The following is a 20,474-nucleotide window of genomic DNA, read 5'->3' as shown; positions in this document are numbered from 1 at the left end:
GCAATGGGATAACTTTCTTTGTTCCCTTGCCAGCCGCTCCTCACTTTTTCTGAAGTATCCTTCATTTTCCTTCTGTATATCTTCAGAAAACACAGCCATTCCATGCATTGCATAATCAATTCCCAGTATCTTTGCGTCTTCATAATCAAATTCTTCTGCTTGGTTTTCACAGTCAGATTTTTCATATAATAGACTTGCATAATACTTTTCGGATGGTTCCATACTTATTGTTACAGATTTCAGGCAATATTTTTCTGCAATATCACGATGTTTTTTCATACGGATCCATTTCAACTTCGGTAGTTTTATCCGATGATCTTCTACCTGAATATTTCCATTGACCACATTTGTCGTATAGCTTTTTCGGCTCCTGTGTTTTGATTTGAATTTTGGAAAGCCAATCTTTGGATTCCTGAAAAAATTCTTATATGCCTTTTCCAGATGCATCTGCACATTTGCAAGTGCCAGGGAATCCACTTCTTTCAAAAATGGATATGCTTTTTTATACATCGCCGGTGTATTTCGCAGCATTTTTTTCGTTGCTTCATATTCCCGTATCTTATCATTCAACATCTGATTATATAAAAAACGACAGCAGCCAAATGTTTTGGCGAGCAGGACTTCCTGTTCTCTGTTTGGATATATACGAAAACGGTAAGCTATATTCATCTTTTTTTCTCTCCCTGCGTCTCGATATAACTACGGATAACATCAATCGGTGCACCACCCGCTGTCAACAGGCAGAAACTTTGACTCCAGAATGCTTCCTTCCAAAGTCTTTCCCTGATCTGTGGATATTCCTTTTTTAACAAACGACTGCTTGCACTTTTATACGCATTGATAAATTTACTGAGTTCTGATTTTGGCTGTGCCCGAAACATAACATGCACATGATCAACATCATGATTCCATTCTTCCAGTGTGATTCCATAATCAGGTGCAATACGTTCCCAGATCTCTTTTGCACGTTCCGAAATCGGATCATCTATTACTTTTCTTCGGTATTTTACAACCATGATCAGATGATAATACATCAAATATACTGAATGTGCATTATGATCCATTTGGTCCATATAATCAGTCCTTTCTATCCTTTCGACTGATTATAGTATACCACACTTCTCGTCACAGAACAAGCGTTCTATTTTCTGCAATTCATCTCCCACCTGTAGAGGAAGGAGAATTCTTGCTAACTTTTGTTAAAATGTCCTTTAGAAACATATCTCTAAAGGACATTTTTATATACTTCTCCAACCTTTTCTATGATATTCTTATATTAAAGTAACTGTTCAGAGCCAACCTCCAAAATACTACGCATTTCATACCTGTTTTTTGAAATTTTGCTTGGCTCTGAACAGTTACATATTAAACATATTTGATAGAAAGGACTGACCGCCTTGCGTCTCACTGAACTTCGTATCCGCAATTACAAGTCCATCAGCGACCTGCTGATCACCGATATCGAAAACGCCCTGATTCTCGTAGGCAAGAACAACACCGGCAAAACGGCTATTCTCGATGCCATTCGTGTTGTCACCGGCAGCTGTGCCGTTGAAATGGATGATTTTCAGGAGGATTACGCCAATATAGAAATCTCCGTCTGCCTGCTCTTAAGCGACAATGATTTGAAAATGCTCCACGCTGCAGGTCAAATCAGCACTTACCGCCGATTTGACAAATGGTTTCAGGATTTCAAAAGAAAACTGCCATCCTATGATGAGGCGACCCAGGCCCTTTCTTTTACATTTATCGCTAACCGCGACGGGAAAATCCGTTACAGCGACGGATATCAGAAGAATAACAACTGGATTCCCCGACTGCTGCCGCCGGTCTATTATCTGGACCCGCAGCGCAATCTGCGGCAATTTCAGGACGATTTGCTGCTCATGCAGGAAGACAGCCTTTTAAAACAAATGCGTTCTGGCTGCTGTCTTTTTGATTCCGCCAAACCATGCACCCACTGCTTTTCCTGTATCGGTCTGATCAACCAGAAAACACCTGCCGAATTAAATGCCTTTGAAGCGGCCAGATTGCTGGATTACAAGCTGTATCAGCTGAATCTGGATGATTTTTCCAGAAGAGTTAATGCCAACTACAGAAAAAACGGCGGTCAGCATGAAATCATCTACTCCATGAACCGTGATATCGAGCAGATGCTTTCCGTTACCGCTGAAATTGCAGATGAAAAGCAGAAAACGCTGCGCCCTATTGAACATATGGGCAAAGGCATGCGCAGCATTTATATGCTTTCGCTCCTTGAAACCTACGCAGAAGACGACAATCCTACCCCAGGCATCATTATGGTGGAGGAACCGGAACTTTTCCTCCACCCAAAACTCCAGAAACTGTCCGGTGATCTCCTTTTCCGTCTGGCCCGCAAAAATCAGGTGATTTTTTCCACCCATTCACCGAATCTGCTGCCGAATTTCAACAGCCGTCAGATCCGACAGGTTGTATTGGACAGCGATGGCTATTCCACTGTTCGTGAACATACAGATATCAGCGTCATTCTCAATGATCTGGGATACAGCGCCAATGATCTGATGAATGTCGATTTTGTATTTATTGTCGAAGGCCGTCAGGACAAAAGCCGACTGCCACTGCTGCTGCGAAAATATTACTCCGAAATATACGATGATGAAGGCAAGCCTTCCCGTGTGGCCATCATCACTACCAACAGCTGCACCAATATCAAGACCTATGCCAATTTGAAATACATCAACCAGGTTTATTTGAAAGACAGCTTCCTGATGATCCGTGATGGTGACGGCAAAGACGCGGATATGCTGAAGCATCAGCTCTGCCGCTATTATGATGAAAGGAATATCAGTGATATCGACCATTTGCCAAGGGTTACAGAGAAAAATGTCCTGATCCTGAAATATTACTCCTTTGAAAATTACTTTTTCAATCCGGATGTTATGGCAAAACTCGGCGTTGTTCCAAGCCCCGAAGCTTTTTATGATATATTTTACGAAAAATGGCACGAATATCTGCATCGGCTTTCCAGTGGAGAAAAACTGGTGGCCGCCATCGGTCATGATTTGACATCACCGGAGGATGTGCGTCAGCATATGGAAGATATCCGCATCCACATGCGGGGTCACAATCTCTATGATACATTCTACGGACGCTATAAAGATTCCGAAACCGAATTACTGACCCGCTACATAGAAATAGCACCGAAAGACGACTTCAAAGACATCCTCGATGCTATTGACCATTTTATTTACTTCGAAAATCGCCGGAAATAACAAGATTATCAGGGCCAAAACCCTCCGGCAGCAATTCTTTCAGACGGTAAATCTTATATTTGCCGTCTGCCGCTGCCAGGATAATCTGAAATGTCTCCGGATCACAGAATTCCATCATCACCTGCCGGCAGACACCGCAGGGTGCCGTATAACCACTCAGTACACCGTTCATCCCGCCCACAATACAGATTACACGAAAATCACGGACACCTTCGCTGACAGCCTTGAAGAAAGCCGTTCTCTCCGCACAGTTCGTCGGTGTATAGGCCGCATTCTCTATATTGCATCCGGTATAAATCGTGCCGTCTGCAGCCAGAAGTGCTGCCCCCACTTTAAAATGTGAATAGGGTGTATAGGAAAATCGAAGCTGTTCTGCAGCTGTTTTTATCAATTTCTGAATAAGTGTTTCCGTCAACTCATTTTTTCCTATTTCTTCTGAATAATAAATCATACCTTCACTCCCATTATTTCTACATTTATAATCACAAAAGGCATTTTTAATAATTTGATTTCCCACTTATTTATCCGCGTTAATCAGATTCCTGATAGCCTCCACAGCCACATGAATGGCCCCATCTGTGTCATGAACCACCGGATTCTCAAGTCCCAGCTTCGCCCGTTCCTGATTGGCCATGACAAGAAAACAGGAGCCCACACGTACCCCCAGATGGCCGCCTACAATAAACAATGCCGCCGATTCCATCTCCGATGCCAGACAGCCCATCCGCTTCCAGGCTTCCCATTTATTCTGCAGCTCATAGCTCACCGGCATCAGTTCCGGCGCATGCTGTCCGTAAAAGGCATCCTTGCACTGAACAACCCCGGTATGATACGGCATCTTCAAGGCTTTCGCTGCCGAAACAAGGGCTGTTGTCACACCAAAATCAGGCACTGCCGGGTATTCAATAGGCGCATATTCTTTGCTGGTGCCCTCCATACGGACTGCTCCCGTGGCAATAACGATGTCACCGCTTTTCACATCCGGCTGCATGCCGCCGCAGGTTCCGATTCTGACAAAGGTATCTGCACCACAGCGATACAACTCTTCCATGGCAATAGAGGCTGACGGACCGCCAATACCTGTGGATGTCACGCTGACTTTTACGCCATCCAAAGTGCCTGTATACGTTGTAAATTCCCTGTTATCCGCAATCAACACCGGATGCTCCAAATACTGTGCAATCTTTACACACCTCTTCGGATCTCCCGGCAGAATCACATACCGACCCACTTCCCCTTTGGCCACCTGAATATGATACTGTCTGCTTGCATCTTCTGAATAATTAATCATACTGCCACCCCCATATTCAACCAAAATAATACCAATAATTTAACTTTTTATCTTGACACAACACCTCTTTTTGAAGAAAGCAATGCCATAACAAAAAACGTCATCTCCATTTTCTTCAAATTCTCTGGCATACATTCTGCTCTCTATCTGATTGATTGCTTTATTACAATCACTTTCCAGCTGCTGGAACATTTTTGAATATTTCGCCTCAAAAACTGCGACCCTGCCATTTTCAGTATCCATAACAACCAGATCACTGCGGCCTTCTCCATGTTCCTTATTGGATTGAACCATATATCCAGCTCCTGTAAAAATGCCTGCCAGAAAAGCATGATAAAAATCTTCTCTATAATCATGATAACTGATGGTCTGACGCAAAAGCTTATTCATCTCCTGTGTCAGGGTCTCGCTATCACCACACCAGACAGCATCAAACAACAGTCTTTTATTCCATGTTCTGGCTTTGTCTTCAAACCATTTTTTGACAGTTGTCTCAAAAATCTCTCTGATTTCAGCATTTGGAATCAACAATGCAGTCATCCCATCCGGAAGCGGCATTTTTATATCCCGGTCACGTACTTTTGTTAAATAACCTGTTAAATACAGGATACTCCATAGATTATCTTCCGATGCATGAAGATAATCATAGGTCAGATTTTCTTCTATTCGTTCAATAATATATCCCCCCGCCAACAGTGTCTCCATTTTGGCAGTGATACTATTACCCGCAAAATCAATAAAAGACCTGATAATCGCATTATCACTTGTATTCTTCCAATAGCTTGCAGGTTTTACGGTTGCGTCAAATTGAAAATCACGAACAAAATTCATCACATCCCATGGGCAATAAATATCGTATTCCCCAAAATGATACCCATCATACCACGCTTTCACCTGTTGTGCATGCGAAGCAGCGCCCGCATCCAGCAAAATCTGATCTACTTCTTTTTGCGTAAAACCAAAGTATTCATTAAATCTTGACATTGAAATCGTATCAGAAACAAAATTATTCGTACCTGTAAAAATACTTTCTTTTGCTATTTTCAGGCAACCTGTGACAACCGCTAATTCAAGTACCGAATTATCTTTTAACGATATACTGAGCATCGTTTTCAGGACTTCCATCATTTCCGTATAATAACCTTTACTGCTGGCTTTGGCAATCGGCACATCGTATTCATCCAATAGCAAAATAACTTTCTTCCCATAATAAGCCCACATCATCCTCATAATGACTAACAAAGCACTTTGTATATCCACCAGAGAAGCGGTTTGCATCTTTAATCGATGAAAAATGGCTTTTTGAACTTCCGTCACCTGTTCACCATCTTCCAGATAAGCATACACATCACAAAATTGGGACAGTGTAAATTGAAGAAGTGCCAGTGCATTTTCAAAAGATGTGCCATCTACATCTTTAAAAGATAAAAAAAGAACCGGATACTGATTCATCCAATGCTGACACAACTCTGTGTCTTTCATTATTTCCAGACCTTCAAATAAAGCCCTGTTATCTTTTGTTATATCAAAAAAATTAGCAAGCATACTCATTCCCAGCGTCTTACCAAAGCGCCTCGGTCGCGTCAGTAAAGTTACTTCCGCTCCGGATTTCAGCAATCCTTTGATCCAGCCACTTTTATCGATATAGTAATAACCATCGCTTCGAATCTTTTCAAAATCGGAGACTCCTACCGATAGCTTCATCTGCTTCATGACCTATGCCCCTTTCCCTGATATTTTCTACTCTTATGATAACAGAATCTGCCCGACAAGTCCACTTGAAAAAGGCTGCTGCTCTATTCATTACCCCGAATAAAACAACAGCCCTTTCAGTTTATTGTGCCTTGACTTTTGTCCAAAGCTCAGCAAATAATTTCTTAATATCCGTATCCTGATAACGGAAAATTTCATCTTTTTCGTAGCCGACACGCGGTACATATGCCTCGATACCTTCGTAATCCTCTTCCTGTGCCTGCTCATAAGCAGCCACAACCGGTGAACTGTAACCGACATATTGGGTATTTCTGTAAGCTACGTCATCTCTCAGCATAAAATCCATAAATTCGTAAGCCAGTTCTGTATTCTCACAATCCCTGGTCATAACCATGGCATCATACCAGAGGTTCGTTCCCTCTTCCGGCATCAAAAAGCCCAGATCCTCATTTTCCGACATAATATAGGCACCATCACCGGAATAAACAACCGCCAGTGCTTTGTTGCCGGAAATCATGTTGTCAATGACATCATCGCCGGCATAGACTGGTTTCATGGTATCTCTCTGCTGAATCAGCCATTCATAAGCCGCCTGAATCTCGTTTTTATCGTGGGTATTCATGGAATATCCCAGGGCTTTCAAGGCAATCATAAAGGAATCTCGCTCAGAGTCATACATATACAGATTACCTGCATATTTCGTATCCATCAGCAGATTCCAGCCTTCACTGAGGTCCGCCGGATCCACCACTGTCTTGTCATATAAAATACCCACATTACCCCAGAAATAAGGAACGGAGTAAACATTGCCCGGATCATATTCTTTGTTCATAACATCCGGATTCAATCCCTCTGCATTGGTCAGACGATCCCAATCGATCGGCTGCAGATAATCTTCCCTGATCAGACGCTCGATCATATAATCCGAAGGAATCAGAATATCATAGGCATCTCCGGCCTGAAGCTTTGTATACATCATCTCATTGGACTCAAATGTTTCATAAATAACCGTGCAATTGTACTCATCCTGGAACTCTGTCAGAAGATCCGAATCGATATATTCGCCGGCATTATAAACCCTCAGAACTCTTGCCTCTTTGTTATTGCTCTTGTTGGCCACACAGGTCACAAGACTGAGTACTAATGCAAAAACAGCTACACCTGCCACCAGTTTCTTCATGTTCTGATTATTCTTCTTGTTGTCACCGCCGCCCAGTCTCGGAAGCAGATTAGCCAGAAGCAGAATCACAACAATCACCACAATAACAATGGTTGACAGCGCATTAATCGTCGGATTGATACGTTTTGTCATGTTATAAACGACAATTGAAATGTTCTTGACGCCGTTTCCTGATACAAAATAGGAAATAACGAAATCATCAAAAGACATAGTAAAAGCCAGCAGCGCACCGGCAAATATGCCCGGTCGGATCATCGGAATAATAACTTTCGTCAGTGCCTGATACGGTGTGGCACCAAGATCCATGGCCGCATTGGCCAGATTCGGGTCCAGGCTTCTCACCTTCGGATACACACTGGTAATGACATACGGCGTACAGAAGGCAATGTGTGCCAGAAGCATAGTTATATATCCCTTCTGGAATCCCAGAGATGAGAACAGCAGCATCCATCCGATGGCTGTAACGATATCCGGATTCAGAATCGGAATATCATTCATGCTGAGCACCATATCTTTGATAATCTTCCGTGACTTTGAAAGGCCGATGGCTGTCATTGTTCCCAACACTGTCGAAGCAATGGTGGCCAGGATGGCAATGGTCACAGAAACATAAACTGCCGACATAATCTCACTGTTTTCCAAAAGCGCTTTATACCAGCGCAGGGAAAATCCTGTGAATTTCGACAATGACTTCGATGAATTAAATGAAAATACCATCGTCACCAGAATCGGCAGATAGAAAAAAGCAAAACAAATCGCAATATAAAATTTTGAAAATAAACTGTTTTTCTTTCGCATGTCCGCCTCCTAATTGTCCTGTACATCCATCTTCTTCATGAGACGCATCGCCACAAGAATCAGAACTGCCAGAATCAGGGAAATGGCACTGCCGAAATTCCAGTCTCCAACAGATACAAACTGGGATTCGATCAGATTACCGATCAGGACAAACTGCCCGCCGCCAAGGAGCTTCGGAATAACGAAAGAAGAAATCGCCATCAGAAATACCATCACAATACCGTTGATCACACCGGGCATGGACAGTTTCAGAACAACCTTTTGAAATGTCTGAAACGGATTGGCGCCCAGATCCATGGCTGCCTCAATGAGAGAATTGTCCATTTTTCTCAGTGAGGTATGAATCGGAATAATCATAAACGGCATAAAATTACAGACCATGCCCACAACAACGGAAAAATTCGTATACATCATTGTCACCGGATTAATGCCCAACACACTGAGCAATCCGTTGATAATACCATTGTCAGATAACAGGTTCATCCACGCATAGGTTCTCAGAAGCATATTGATCCAGGTCGGAATGGTTACCGCCATGATCAGCATATCCTGCATCTCCTCCGGACATTTTGCAATAAGATAAGCCATCGGATAGCCAAGAATCAGACAGACTCCGGTTGTCAGAACACCCATCTCAATGGACTTGATAAATACTTTGATATAAGTTGGTTCATTGATCTTCGCAAAATTCATCAATGTAAAGTTCAGTGTTTTCACCGGATTGCCGCTTGTGGTAAATGCGTAAATCGCGATCAACACCAGTGGAATCAGAACAAACAGCACCAACCAGGCGAAATACGGCCCTGTTAATTTTCTAAAATGCTTCATCTAGTAACTCCCCATCTGCCACATAACATGAATGTCTTCCGGCGTAAATGTCAGTCCCACTTCCAGTCCGACAGCAAAATAATCCGTTGTGTCGATTCTGTAATCGCGGTATTTGGTAGTAACAATCGTCTCATAATGCACACCCTTGAAAGTCACAGATTTGACGATACCCTTCAAATTAGCTTTATCCGGCTGCACAATATCAATATCCTCAGGACGGATCACCACATCCACAGGCTCATTCTCAGGGAAGCCCTTATCCACACAAATAAACTCAAAATCGTCAAAAGCCACCAGGAAATCCTTGATCATGACACCTTCGATAATATTCGACTCACCGATGAAGCCTGCCACAAAGCGGTTCTCCGGTTCATTGTAAATGTCAATCGGGGTACCGATCTGCTGAATAGTTCCCTCATTCATAACAACTACTGTATCAGACATGGAGAGCGCCTCCTCCTGGTCATGGGTAACAAACACGAAAGTGATACCCACTTCCTTCTGGATCTTCTTCAACTCCGTCTGCATCTCCTTACGTAGTCTGGCATCCAGAGCGCCTAACGGTTCATCCAGAAGCAGTACCTTCGGTTCATTCACCAGGGCTCTTGCAATAGCAACACGCTGCTGCTGACCGCCGGACAATAAAGTAACGTCCTTGGAACCATAATTCGCCAGGCCGACCATGGACAGCATCCGCTCTACCTTGGTCTTGATCACAGCCTTATCCATTTTCTTGATATTCAGACCAAAAGCCACATTGTCAAACACGTTCATATGCGGAAATAATGCATACTTCTGGAAAACGGTATTAATTTCACGTTTATAAGCAGGAATTTTGGAAATATCCATGCCGTCAAAAAGCACTTCACCGCTGCTGGCTTCCTCAAAACCGGCAATAATACGCAGTGTTGTTGTCTTGCCGCAACCGCTCGGCCCCAGCAGTGTCAAAAACTCATTGTGATGAATGTCCAGATTGATGCCCTTCAAAACCTGCTGGTCATCAAAATTCTTCGTCAGATTCTTAAGCTCAATAATCTTCTCCATGGTCCTCTCCCTTACCAATTTAAATTCAGTACTTATTCGTCCGTCCTGATGCAGAATCCGGTTCCTAATTCATGCACGTTCATTACATTAAAATGAAGGTGGATTGGAAACCCATATCACCTTCGCCTCGGATTCACCTGCGTTCTTCAGATAATGTTCTCTATCTCCCTTCAGATAGAAAGTCTGCCCCTTTTTCAGCATATATTGCGCCTTTCCGTAATGCAGCTCGACCTTTCCCTGAAGGACATAACCGAACTCCTCCGCCTCATAAGGGCCGTACGTCTCCGATTCGCATCCCGGATGCAGCCTGATCAAAATCGGCTCCATGCAGTTCTTCTGAGCATTCGGCACAATATAGGAAATGTCGTAGGCCTCCTGCTCATTGATAAAATAATCATTGGCCGTAAACACCACACGTTCATCTCTGTCATCGGAAAAAAATTCGCCCAGTGAAGTACCGAGGGCCTCAAGTATATCCTCCAGCGTTGCAATAGACGGAGACGTCAGATTCCTCTCAACCTGAGAAAGAAAACCCTTCGTCAGTTCACTGCGGTTCGCCAGCTCCTCAAGGGTCAGCTGATTCTTTATCCTGAGCAGCTTAATCTTTGCACCTATATCCACGCTGATTCCTCCTTAACTTTAAGTTCGATATTGCTAAACAAATCTATTATAGATTAATTTTTTACGTTGTCAAGTATTTTTAAACAAAAAGTTTAGTAAAATAAAACTGTGAAAATGCAAAATTCAGGTAAAATACAGACCTGGTTTTTGAATGCAGAAAACCCCGGAGGTTACCACCTCTGGGGTTTTCTTTTTCTCTTGAAGCTCTTAACATCCTTCTTCAAAGACATTATCTCTTATGCATTTTCAAATCGCAGTATGTGTTTTACACAATACAGTTACTTTCCATTGATAACTGCACGGGAAATAACCATTTTCTGGACTTCGGAAGTTCCTTCATAAATCGGAATAATACGTGCATCTCTGTACTGTCTCTCTATTGCATACTCTTTCATATAGCCATAGCCGCCATGAATCTGCAGCGCCTTATTGGCTACTTCAACCGCTGTCTCCGATGCATAATACTTCGCCATCGCCGCTTCTTTTGTAATATTCTTGCCCGCCTGGCGCAATGCTGCCGCATTCAGGGTCAGTGCCTTGGCTGCCTCTGTCTTGGTTGCCATATCTGCAAGATACCACTGAAGGCCCTGATTGGCATTCACCGGTTTGCCGAACTGTACGCGCTGTGTCGAGTATTCCACAGACTCTGCAATACAGGATTCTGCCAGACCTACAGCCTGGGAAGCCATACCGATACGTCCGCCGTCAAGCCCTGCCATGGCAATCGCAAAACCCTTTCCTTCCTCACCTAAAAGCTGTGATTTTGACACATGGCATTCATCAAAATACAATTCCGATACCGGTGCCGCACGAAGTCCCATTTTATCTTCCGTCTTTGGAACAGTAAATCCGGGCGTATCCCGGTCAACAATAATCGCGGACATTCCCTTTGTCTTTTTCTCCGGGTCCGTTAAAACAATTAATATCACATAATCCCCTTCATCCTGCCCCATATTGCTGATAAAGCACTTGGAACCATTAATGATATACTCGTCCCCCTGAGAAATGGCCTTTGTCTTTGCTGCGGCCGCATCCGAACCGGCATTTGGTTCTGTCAAAGCGAAAGCGCCGACTGCACCTGTACATGCCTTTGTCAGATATTTTTCCTTCTGCTCCGGTGTGCCATGCTTTAAGATAATGTCACTGGATAATGTATGAACCGCCAGCAATTCTGCAACACTGGCATCATATTTGGCAAATTCCATAATTACAAGCGCTTTTGTCACTTCATCTGCGCCGACACCGCCGTATTCTTCAGGTACATTAATACCCATAAATCCCAAATCTGCAATTTTCTGAATTAAACCCGGAACAAAATGGGCTTCCACATCCATCTGATGGGCATATGGCAGAATCTCTTTTTCCGAAAACTTTCTGACCAAAGCCAATAATTCTTCCTGCTCTTCTGTCAAAATAAAACTCATCCTTATTCCTCCTGCGATTTATTGCGCATGTCCTATTTCCACTCAAATACGCCTCTGTCCAGAATCGGCTTGCCGTCTTCCAGATTCACGAAACGGAAATAAGCCTTCCCCTCTTCCATCTTCCAGATTTGAAGCTGAACTTTTGTATCCGGGAATAAAACGTTTCTCATCTGAGCAGCCATCCTCGTCATTCTCTCCGGTTCACCCGGGCAAAGCAGTTCAATGGCCATTCGGCAGGAGAAACCGAAGGAGCATAAGCCCTGAATAAATGCTTTCGGGAATCCCATTTCTCTGGCATATTCAGAATCAACATGAACCAGATTCGTATCACCTGTTAATCTGTAAAGAAGATTCTGAACCGGTGTGATGTAATCATCCAATGTTAAATCAGGTGCTCTGTCAGGAATCACAACTTCACTCTTAGGCATCGGTTTTCCGCCAAATCCACCGGCCTCATGGAAAAACGTTGTAGAATAATTGGTACATACAAGATTACCTGCCTCGTCACGAACATCTACCTTCGTTTTAACAACGGCACCCTTTCCCTCGCCTCTGTCATAAACATCTGTAATGACATCCTGATACTGGAAGGTACCCTTGATCGGGTCAATCGGACGGTGCATAATGATTTCATGATCCATATTCAGGAAAGAAATGGTCGGCTTAATGATCTCATCTGCCAGCATCGAAGCCGGAAGCGGCATCCACTGATACGGTTTCACGTTCACTGTTCCCCAGTAAGGAATGGTCCCATATGTCGGAATGGCTTTCAGATACTTCTCATAAGTATAAGCCACATCTTCTCTGTGAGCACCAACTGCCAGTGCGTATAAAATAATGTCACGCCAGTTATACTCCATGTATCTCGGTTCCATTTTCTTGCCAATAAGCACTTCATCCAACTTAATCTTCTTATCCATAATGACCCTCCCTTGAAACATAATCATCTATACATTACCTGTTATGTATATAGAAAGCAACAATGATGCCAATTCATATAGGCTCTGAAGCCCTTGAATTCAGCGGATTTTCACCATTTACCTATTTTAAAAAGTGTAGTAAATCATCCATAGTGTAGCAAATTGTCCACATGCAAGTGCAGACTTTGATTCAGTCTCCGCTCTCCGCAAAAAAAGAACCGACATCCATTTAGACTTCGGTTCTGAAAAAATACGCTATTTAATTTCCCGATGAATCGCAATACCCGCTTTCCGCATCTTCCGATACAGAAGGCTTCTGTCAATGCCTAATTCCTCGGCTGTTTTTTTACAGTTCTGGTTGTTTCGCCGCAGCGCATCCCTGATAATCGCTGCTTCATGCAGGTTCATCATTTCCGACAGTTTCATTTGTGACACACTATTTCCCGCTGTCCCCGATACAAGCCTTCCGGGAAGGTCCATTTCTTCAATGACGTAACTGTCACAGGTTGCATAGGCACTGGTGATAACATTGATCAATTCACGCACGTTTCCCGGCCACTTGTAACACATCAGCAGATATTTCACCCTGTCTGACAACAAATGACCGGTCTTATATTTCGCATTCAACGCATTCAGCACATGATTGGCATACAACAGAATATCCGTCGGATGCTCACGCAGGGGCAGCGTCTCAATATTAACCACATTCAGCCGATAATAAAGGTCCTCACGAAACTCTCCTCTTTCAACCATTTCCGCCAAATTCTGTCTTGTCGCCGATATAAAACGCACATCGATGGGAATCGGCTTGCCGCCGCCTACTTTCTCAATCTCATGCTCCTGAAGCACACGCAGCAGTTTCGCCTGAAGCACTAACGGCAGGTCTCCGATCTCATCCAGAAAAATCGTTCCGCCGTCTGCCAGCTGAAACTTACCAATCTTGCCGCCTTTTTTCGCTCCGGTAAATGCACCCTCGTCATATCCAAACAGTTCACTTTCCAACAACTCTGACGGAATGGAGGCACAATTGATACTGATGATGGGTTTCTTTCTTCTGCTGCTCTCCCGATGAATCGCCTGCGCAAAAAGCTCTTTGCCGGTTCCCGTCTCCCCTGTAATCAACACGGGAAAATCCTTTCTTGCCACCCTCATGGCCTTCTCTTTCAGCTTCTGCATAGTCTCTGAATTGCCGAGGATCTTACTGAAGCCACTGTCCTCTTCGCTGCTTTCCTCATAAGCACGTTTGTAATAATTCAGTTCTTCTGTGGCAATGCTGTAGGCCATGGCCGCCGCCCTCTCCTTGAAGGACATCTGGGCCGCCGCACCAAGAAGCTCTCCCTGCTCATTAAAAAAGCAAAAACGATTGGCCACCGCATGGGTTTCTACATTGCTGGCATTATCATTTTCACCATAGGGCTGCAAATAAACATTATCATCCCCATCACGGGCTGATGATAGAACATCATACATACTGGTGGTCGAAATCACTTCGCCGATTGGCTTTCCCAAAACCTGTTCACGGGTTTTCCCCAGAAACTCGCAATACGTCTCGTTGATATCCACAATCACACCATTGGGGTCCACAATGATAAAGCCGTCATTGGTAACTTTCCAGAACTCTTTTAAAAAGCAATAGTACTCATGTTCATTCATCATCCTATGCCTCCACTAAAATATCTGTTAAATGTTTTGTCGAAAAATAAACCATAAAAAATTATATATGCTATACTCACCCTATTGTCTTCTCCATTCTGACACAGAAAGGAGGTGAAACTTGTGGATTATTTTATTGCATTTATAATTTCCGTTATGGCAGGTATTGTCTCATACTTTATCTGCAAATGGTTGGACGGAAATAAATACGACAACCAACCTACATATTGCATCATCATGATGCAGGAACCCCCAGAGGCTGCCACCTCTGGGGGTTCCTTTTCCATTTGGATTATTTTATTTCTGTGTGATTTGATTATATCATATGTCTTTTCAAATTACAATATGTATTTTTACACAATGCACTCCTAAAATATTTACATTTTACCAGACATTGCCTAAACTTCCGCAATCGCTTCTATCTCGCAGAGTGCCCCCTTTGGAATATCCTTCACAGCGATGCAGCTTCTGGCCGGATTGGAAACAAAGTATTTGGCATAAACGGCATTAAAAGCAGCAAAATCTGAAATATCTGCCAGGAAACAGGTTGTTTTAACAACCTTATCCATGCCTGTACCTGCTGCCTCAAGAATTGCTTTGACATTCTGGCAGCTTCTCTCTGCTCACTGCCAATTCATTCTTGTGCAAAACGGCCCATTCTACATTAATCAACGCATCCACCAAAGCATTGTACTGCTTCTGCAGCCTGTAAATTTCATCTCTCTTCACCTGCAGATTTTCTTCCAGTGTTTTCTGAATGGTTTCCAAGTCACCATTTTCCAAAAACTTCTGAATCACCTGCAGCGGAATCCCGATATTCTTCAACTCTTTAATAACAAGGATATCCTCCAGCTGGTTCTCCGTATAGTAAGTAACGATAATTATTGCTGCCCCGCCCTTCCGGCTTCAGCAGACCTATCTTGTCATAATTGCGCAACTGGTCAATGGAAACATTGGTAAGTACAGAAATCTTGCCAATAGTATATAACTTATCATTCATTTGCATCCACTCCCGGGAATTTGATGGTTTTATTGTTCAAAATTATAAGTGTTTTGATAAAGATATCTGAGTGGCCTTAATAATATCATACATTATAATTAACTCCTGCGGCGTGCAAGCATCCAATACTTCCATTATCTGGTCAGTAAGATTGCTCCTATTAATCGTACCTTGATCAAACAATATATCATCTGTACTCACCTCTAAAGCCAATGCAGTTTTAACCAAAACTGCTAGGCTCAATTTTGTATTTCCCGTTTCAATATGACTCATATGGGTTGTGGAAATTCCAACTTTTTCCGCCAATTCTTCCTGCGAAAAACTATGTGCTTTTCTAAATTTACGTATTCTCTGTCCAATTATATAGTAATCCACTTAAATTTACCGCCTTTTTAGTTAATATAACTTGAATTATATGGGCAAACATGGTAATTTATAATAAACTGTATAGGCTAAATTATGCTTATTTAGTTAAAATTTATTATACTAACGAAATGAAAAGAAAAGGAGATCAGAAAGTATGACAAAACGAAACCATCCAAAACTATTTACACTTTTATTTGTAATTTCAGTTATTCTTTCTGGATGTGGAAGTAATCCCCCAAAAAATGAATCTTCAATCAATGAACAAACTTCCTCATCATTAGAAGAAACTGAAAAATTAATATCATCCGAAGAAACCGAAAGTCTTTCCTATCAAGGCCGAATTTTCAATTACAGATTTCTAGAAAAAGATAGCCTTTTCCAACTTACCCTAGACTCATATGATTCTAATAACTATATTTATGTAAATTTAAATAATGAAATCATAGAAAATCCCAGTTTAACTTCTGACTATTTAAAAGCTGAAAATTTCACCGATGACTCCCATACTGTGAGACTAAATATTTATGATTTGGAAGGAAACGATGTAACATTTAGATTTATCAATGATTCTAACCATGAAGAAATTATGGGAATTGAAACAATTGGTAATGGTTTAGATATCATTGCAGTAAAAGAAATACAGGAAACTCCTACAGATTCTTTTTGTGCAATAAAGTTCTTTGATGAGAAGGGAAATGAATTATGTCAAACTGATTCTACTGTTGAAAATGATTATTTAAACTCAGGATATACACCATTTAGCCAACTTAAAGATATTAAGTATATTGATTGGATTGGAGATTCTATACTTCAATTTTCTGATCGGAATAAATCAACCGTTTTCAGTATGAACATTGAAACAGGAGAACTTCTCCCCCCTAACGCCATTTTCTCCGACGGATATGCTATAGCCAGAAAAGATAATAAATGTATCATAGACACTCACGGAAATGTAATTACAGATTTATCAGATTCCAATCGATTTGAATCCACATTTCCCATTAGTAACGATTTATTTTTTGCCCCATTAGAAAAATGCTTCTACAATAAATATCTTCAGAATTGTATTGATTTAACTCAATATGCTTCTTTCTCTTACTCTCGAGATGAACTTTCTGATGAGGCATCTAAAACAACTACACCTAATCCTTTTGTCTTTAAGGATGGATACTGCCAACTAGTTGTTTATAATGATGAAGGAACCATATTTTATGGGATTATAGATTCGGATGGTAACGAAATATATCCATTTACCGAAAAAAAATTTTACTATGATGGGGTTATTAGCGATGGGATGTTATGTTTAAACGGATGCGATGTCTATGATATTAAAAGCCAATCTCTAATATACGGACCAAGCGATATTCAATCTCCTCTTTTTTATGATGGAAAAGCTTATTATATCAATCAAAGCAACTGCTTTTGTACATATGATTATAAAACACAACAACTGACACAATTTTAATTCACAGAAAACATATTATAAATTTTAGAAAGGCAAACAAAAATGAAAAAAAGGATTTTTGCAATAATTATGGGAACATTATTGATTTTGAGTGGGTGCAGCGCCAAACAGACTGATTTAGTCAAACTTCAAGGTGACTGGAAAAATGACTCCGGTGATATTATAATTTATGCTCCAAACGAAAAAGACGACATTTCGGGTGATGCTGATATTATTGATGGTGGCACTACTAAAAATGCTGCATATGAATTACATGAATCAAGTCAAAAAATAATTTTTACTTATTCTGATAGCTGGGGAGACCAAGTAAATGTCACATATAAATACGAATTTATTAATGATACAGAACTCAATCTGACTCCTGTTGAATACTCAGATTCGACAACAACTTATAGTATAGAAGATCAAGATACACTAGTATTTGAAAAAGTTGAATAAACCTCTCATAATTGTGAATTTTTCTATCCCTAAATTGGATACGGTTTCTGTAAGACATGCACTTTGAATTGAGTAACCTATCTTTTATCATGCAAAAAAGCACTGAATGATGCAGAGAACCCCGAAGGCAGTATTTATACCGACTTCGGGGTTTCTTTATTCATAATTTTATGTCGCTAGTACATCGTTTCGTAAATAACTATACCATTCTGCGTCTGCTACTCGCCCTTTTCCTGTCTGTGTTTCTCTCTCATCAGCGCCATTCTCTCTTTGGCCGACAGTTTCTTGAAAGCAGCCTTTCTTGCCTCTTCTTCCGCAAATGCCGCATCATCAATAACACGCTGCTCAAAGGCTTTCTCCTCAATGGCTACGGATTTCACGATAGCATCCGACAACGCATCCAGTTCTGAGGCATTGGAGCGGTTCGCTGATGAGTTGATGGTCATTCTGGCATTCAGAATCTTGCAGTCCTTCAGATTCTCATCTATATACTGCTCCATTAATGAGCCGGATTTAATGGCCCATGAACCATTTTCAATGATGCCGAAGACACGTTTTGACAGGTTCAGCACCTTCAGATGGTGCAGAAAATCTTCCATCACAGGATAAATATTCAAATTGTATGTCACAGATGCCAGCACGATGTGGCTATATTTGAAGGCTTCTGCCACCAGATAGGATACATGGGTCTTTGACACATCGTATACTCTCACATTGGTAACGCCTTTTTCACACAGCTGCGCTGCCAGTGCCTGGGCAGCAGATTCTGTATTGCCATACATAGATGCATAGACGATCATCACGCCGTTTTCTTCCGGAATATAGCGGCTCCATTTATCATGCTTGTCCAGATAATAACCCAGATTGGTACGCCATACCGGTCCATGCAACGGACAGAACATCTTGATCGGCGCTGTTTTAGCTTTTGCTAACAGCTGCTGTACAAATGGGCCATATTTTCCCACAATATTAGTGAAATATCTTCTGGCATTGTCAATCCAATCTCTGTCGAAGTTCACTTCATCGTCGAACAGACGGCCATCCAGTGAACCAAAGGAACCGAATGCATCTGCTGAAAACAGCACGCCGTTCGTTGTATCAAATGTCACCATGGCTTCCGGCCAATGCACCATCTGCGCCATCAGGAATGTCACTGTATGCTTGCCGAAGCATCTTGTATCGCCCTCTTTGACGGTATCTTCCCGGCCGTCCACATCAAAACCAAACTGACGCATAAACATAAATGCTTTTTCGTTGCTGATAACTTTACATTCCGGATAACGAATCAGGACTTCCTCAAGAGAAGCTGCATGATCCGGTTCCATATGATTGACAACAAGATAATCCAGTTTTCTGCCATCCAGAACAGCAGCAATGTTCTCAAGGAATACACGGCAGCCTGACCAGTCCACGGTATCAAAAAGAACCGTTTTTTCATCTAACAACAGATACGCATTGTAGGAAACACCCTCCGGAATTGGATGAATATTTTCAAATAATTCGATTCGCTTATCATTCACGCCAACCCAATATAAATCTTCCGTTACTTTTCTTACACCGTTCATGCTTCACCCTCCTATCTATCCTCTTGTTACTGCTGAAATCATTTCACTTTTTGATACACCGCATTCCGGACAAATCCAGTCTTCCGGCAGCGCCTCAAAAGAAGTACCCGGTTCAATACCTGCCTCCGGATCGCCTTTTTCAGGGTCATACTCATAACCGCATCCCATGCAGACATAGCGACCGTCCGCTGTTGCTGTTGTCTTTGAGTATAACGGCATCTCCCGTTTCGCCGGTTTAGCATTTGGGTCCGGTTTTGGCAGATCACTGTTTAATTTCTCTGTTAAAAGCGGCAGAATGGTTCGAATATCGCCGACAATACCATAATCCGCATGTCTGAAAATCGGTGCTTTTTCGTTTCTGTTGATAGCGACAACGGTATGTGCTTTCTCAATACCTTTCAAATGCTGCTGTGCACCTGAAATGGCGCAGGCAATATAAAGTGTTCCGGTAAATTTCTCACCGCTCATGCCCACAAAGCGCTCTCTAGGAAGTACTTTCAGTCTTTCGTAAGCGGGTCTTGAACATCCCATAGCTGCACCTGCTGCCTGGGCCAGATTCTCGATCAGATACATTTCACTCTTCACCGCAATACCCATACCTACGGAAACAACACGCTCAGCCTCATCGATCGGTGTCATTGCATCCGCAGTCAGTGAAAAATCAAATCCATCCATGATCAGCAGTTCCACCAGCTTATCCACATTCGCTGCATCACTTCCCTCATTAATCATTTCCCGAAGTCTGTTTTTAGGATCCCATGCTCTTGTTGGTTCGTTCACAAAATTCATACTCATGTAATGACACCTCCATTTTATTTGTTGTCAGCGTATCTCAGATCATTCCTATCTACTGACTAAAATCCCCCGTTACTGTAGCTTTTCTAAAACTAGTAATTATTATTGATTTAATGCTA

Annotated in this window: 20 protein-coding genes and 1 pseudogene; 3 read left to right on the top strand and 18 right to left on the bottom strand. The window is 42.1% G+C overall.

The window, feature by feature from the left end:
• Nucleotides 1-669: RNA-guided endonuclease TnpB family protein (locus NBH03_RS09140; protein WP_250799394.1), on the bottom strand; the 669-nt coding region annotated here is incomplete at its 3' end.
• Nucleotides 666-1,073, bottom strand: coding sequence for an IS200/IS605 family transposase (gene tnpA, locus NBH03_RS09135; RefSeq protein WP_250799391.1), 408 nt, complete (start codon nt 1,071-1,073; stop codon nt 666-668). The genes NBH03_RS09140 and tnpA, both read right to left, overlap by 4 nt.
• Nucleotides 1,074-1,397: 324 nt before the next feature.
• Here tnpA and NBH03_RS09130 point away from each other — a divergent pair, with 324 nt between their 5' ends.
• Nucleotides 1,398-3,254, top strand: a complete 1,857-nt coding sequence (locus tag NBH03_RS09130) for an ATP-dependent nuclease (RefSeq protein ID WP_250799389.1) — start codon at nt 1,398-1,400, stop codon at nt 3,252-3,254.
• Here the strand turns inward: NBH03_RS09130 and cdd are convergent.
• The 14 genes and pseudogenes from cdd to NBH03_RS09060 all read right to left on the bottom strand — a co-directional run bounded on the left by cdd (nt 3,226) and on the right by NBH03_RS09060 (nt 16,101).
• Nucleotides 3,226-3,705, bottom strand: a complete 480-nt coding sequence (gene cdd / locus NBH03_RS09125) for a cytidine deaminase (RefSeq protein ID WP_250799388.1) — start codon at nt 3,703-3,705, stop codon at nt 3,226-3,228. The two genes, NBH03_RS09130 and cdd, sit on opposite strands and share 29 nt — an antisense overlap.
• 66 nt (nt 3,706-3,771) lie before the next feature.
• Nucleotides 3,772-4,545, bottom strand: coding sequence for a uridine phosphorylase (gene udp, locus NBH03_RS09120; RefSeq protein ID WP_250799385.1), 774 nt, complete (start codon nt 4,543-4,545; stop codon nt 3,772-3,774).
• Nucleotides 4,546-4,584: 39 nt separating this feature from the next.
• Entirely contained in the window at nt 4,585-6,258 is a 1,674-nt protein-coding gene (locus NBH03_RS09115) for an AAA family ATPase (protein ID WP_117526518.1), read from the bottom strand.
• A gap of 121 nt (nt 6,259-6,379) precedes the next feature.
• Nucleotides 6,380-8,236, bottom strand: coding sequence for an extracellular solute-binding protein (locus tag NBH03_RS09110; protein ID WP_250799383.1), 1,857 nt, complete (start codon nt 8,234-8,236; stop codon nt 6,380-6,382).
• A 9-nt stretch (nt 8,237-8,245) separates the two neighbouring features.
• Entirely contained in the window at nt 8,246-9,064 is an 819-nt protein-coding gene (locus tag NBH03_RS09105) for an ABC transporter permease (RefSeq protein ID WP_015514846.1), read from the bottom strand.
• Nucleotides 9,065-10,108: a spermidine/putrescine ABC transporter ATP-binding protein gene (gene potA, locus NBH03_RS09100; RefSeq protein ID WP_250799378.1), complete on the bottom strand. Its 1,044-nt coding sequence runs from the start codon at nt 10,106-10,108 to the stop codon at nt 9,065-9,067.
• Nucleotides 10,109-10,195: 87 nt separating this feature from the next.
• Nucleotides 10,196-10,729 carry a helix-turn-helix domain-containing protein gene (locus NBH03_RS09095; protein WP_117526524.1) on the bottom strand — a complete coding sequence of 178 codons (534 nt, stop codon included), beginning with the start codon at nt 10,727-10,729 and terminating at the stop codon, nt 10,196-10,198.
• A gap of 278 nt (nt 10,730-11,007) precedes the next feature.
• The gene (locus NBH03_RS09090; protein WP_250799375.1) at nt 11,008-12,153 is read right to left on the bottom strand and encodes an acyl-CoA dehydrogenase family protein; all 1,146 of its coding nucleotides are present in this window, start codon (nt 12,151-12,153) and stop codon (nt 11,008-11,010) included.
• Nucleotides 12,154-12,185: 32 nt separating this feature from the next.
• Complete coding sequence (locus NBH03_RS09085; protein ID WP_015514844.1) at nt 12,186-13,073, bottom strand: MaoC/PaaZ C-terminal domain-containing protein; 888 nt, start codon at nt 13,071-13,073, stop codon at nt 12,186-12,188.
• 255 nt (nt 13,074-13,328) lie between these two features.
• On the bottom strand, nt 13,329-14,729 hold the full coding sequence (locus NBH03_RS09080) for a sigma-54 interaction domain-containing protein (RefSeq protein ID WP_250799372.1): 1,401 nt from the start codon (nt 14,727-14,729) through the stop codon (nt 13,329-13,331).
• A 395-nt stretch (nt 14,730-15,124) separates the two neighbouring features.
• Nucleotides 15,125-15,349: pseudogene (locus NBH03_RS09075) on the bottom strand (Rid family hydrolase); the annotation flags it as partial.
• Nucleotides 15,312-15,560, bottom strand: coding sequence for a MerR family transcriptional regulator (locus tag NBH03_RS09070; RefSeq protein ID WP_442872337.1), 249 nt, complete (start codon nt 15,558-15,560; stop codon nt 15,312-15,314). The gene NBH03_RS09070 and the pseudogene NBH03_RS09075, both read right to left, overlap by 38 nt.
• Entirely contained in the window at nt 15,556-15,726 is a 171-nt protein-coding gene (locus tag NBH03_RS09065; RefSeq protein ID WP_250799369.1) for a MerR family DNA-binding transcriptional regulator, read from the bottom strand. The genes NBH03_RS09070 and NBH03_RS09065 overlap by 5 nt, the downstream gene beginning before the upstream one ends.
• Before the next feature lie 42 nt (nt 15,727-15,768).
• The gene (locus NBH03_RS09060) at nt 15,769-16,101 is read right to left on the bottom strand and encodes a helix-turn-helix domain-containing protein (protein WP_250799366.1); all 333 of its coding nucleotides are present in this window, start codon (nt 16,099-16,101) and stop codon (nt 15,769-15,771) included.
• Nucleotides 16,102-16,246: 145 nt separating this feature from the next.
• Between NBH03_RS09060 and NBH03_RS09055 the strand changes: the two genes are divergently transcribed.
• Both NBH03_RS09055 and NBH03_RS09050 read left to right on the top strand, forming a co-directional pair.
• Entirely contained in the window at nt 16,247-17,557 is a 1,311-nt protein-coding gene (locus tag NBH03_RS09055) for a hypothetical protein (RefSeq protein ID WP_250799363.1), read from the top strand.
• Between the two features lie 42 nt (nt 17,558-17,599).
• Complete coding sequence (locus NBH03_RS09050) at nt 17,600-17,995, top strand: hypothetical protein (RefSeq protein ID WP_250799360.1); 396 nt, start codon at nt 17,600-17,602, stop codon at nt 17,993-17,995.
• Nucleotides 17,996-18,213: 218 nt separating this feature from the next.
• On the opposite strand, the gene NBH03_RS09045 is transcribed toward NBH03_RS09050, so the two are convergent.
• Entirely contained in the window at nt 18,214-19,560 is a 1,347-nt protein-coding gene (locus tag NBH03_RS09045) for an FprA family A-type flavoprotein (RefSeq protein WP_250799359.1), read from the bottom strand.
• Between the two features lie 15 nt (nt 19,561-19,575).
• Entirely contained in the window at nt 19,576-20,355 is a 780-nt protein-coding gene (locus NBH03_RS09040; protein ID WP_117526532.1) for an FAD-binding protein, read from the bottom strand.
• Nucleotides 20,356-20,474: the final 119 nt, after the last annotated feature.

Origin of the sequence: Coprococcus intestinalis (genome assembly GCF_023656595.1) — a bacterium.
Classification (GTDB): Bacteria; Bacillota; Clostridia; order Lachnospirales; family Lachnospiraceae; genus Coprococcus_A; species Coprococcus_A intestinihominis.
The sequence above is the reverse complement of the archived record's forward strand: the minus strand, read 5'-3'. Positions and strand labels throughout refer to the sequence as shown.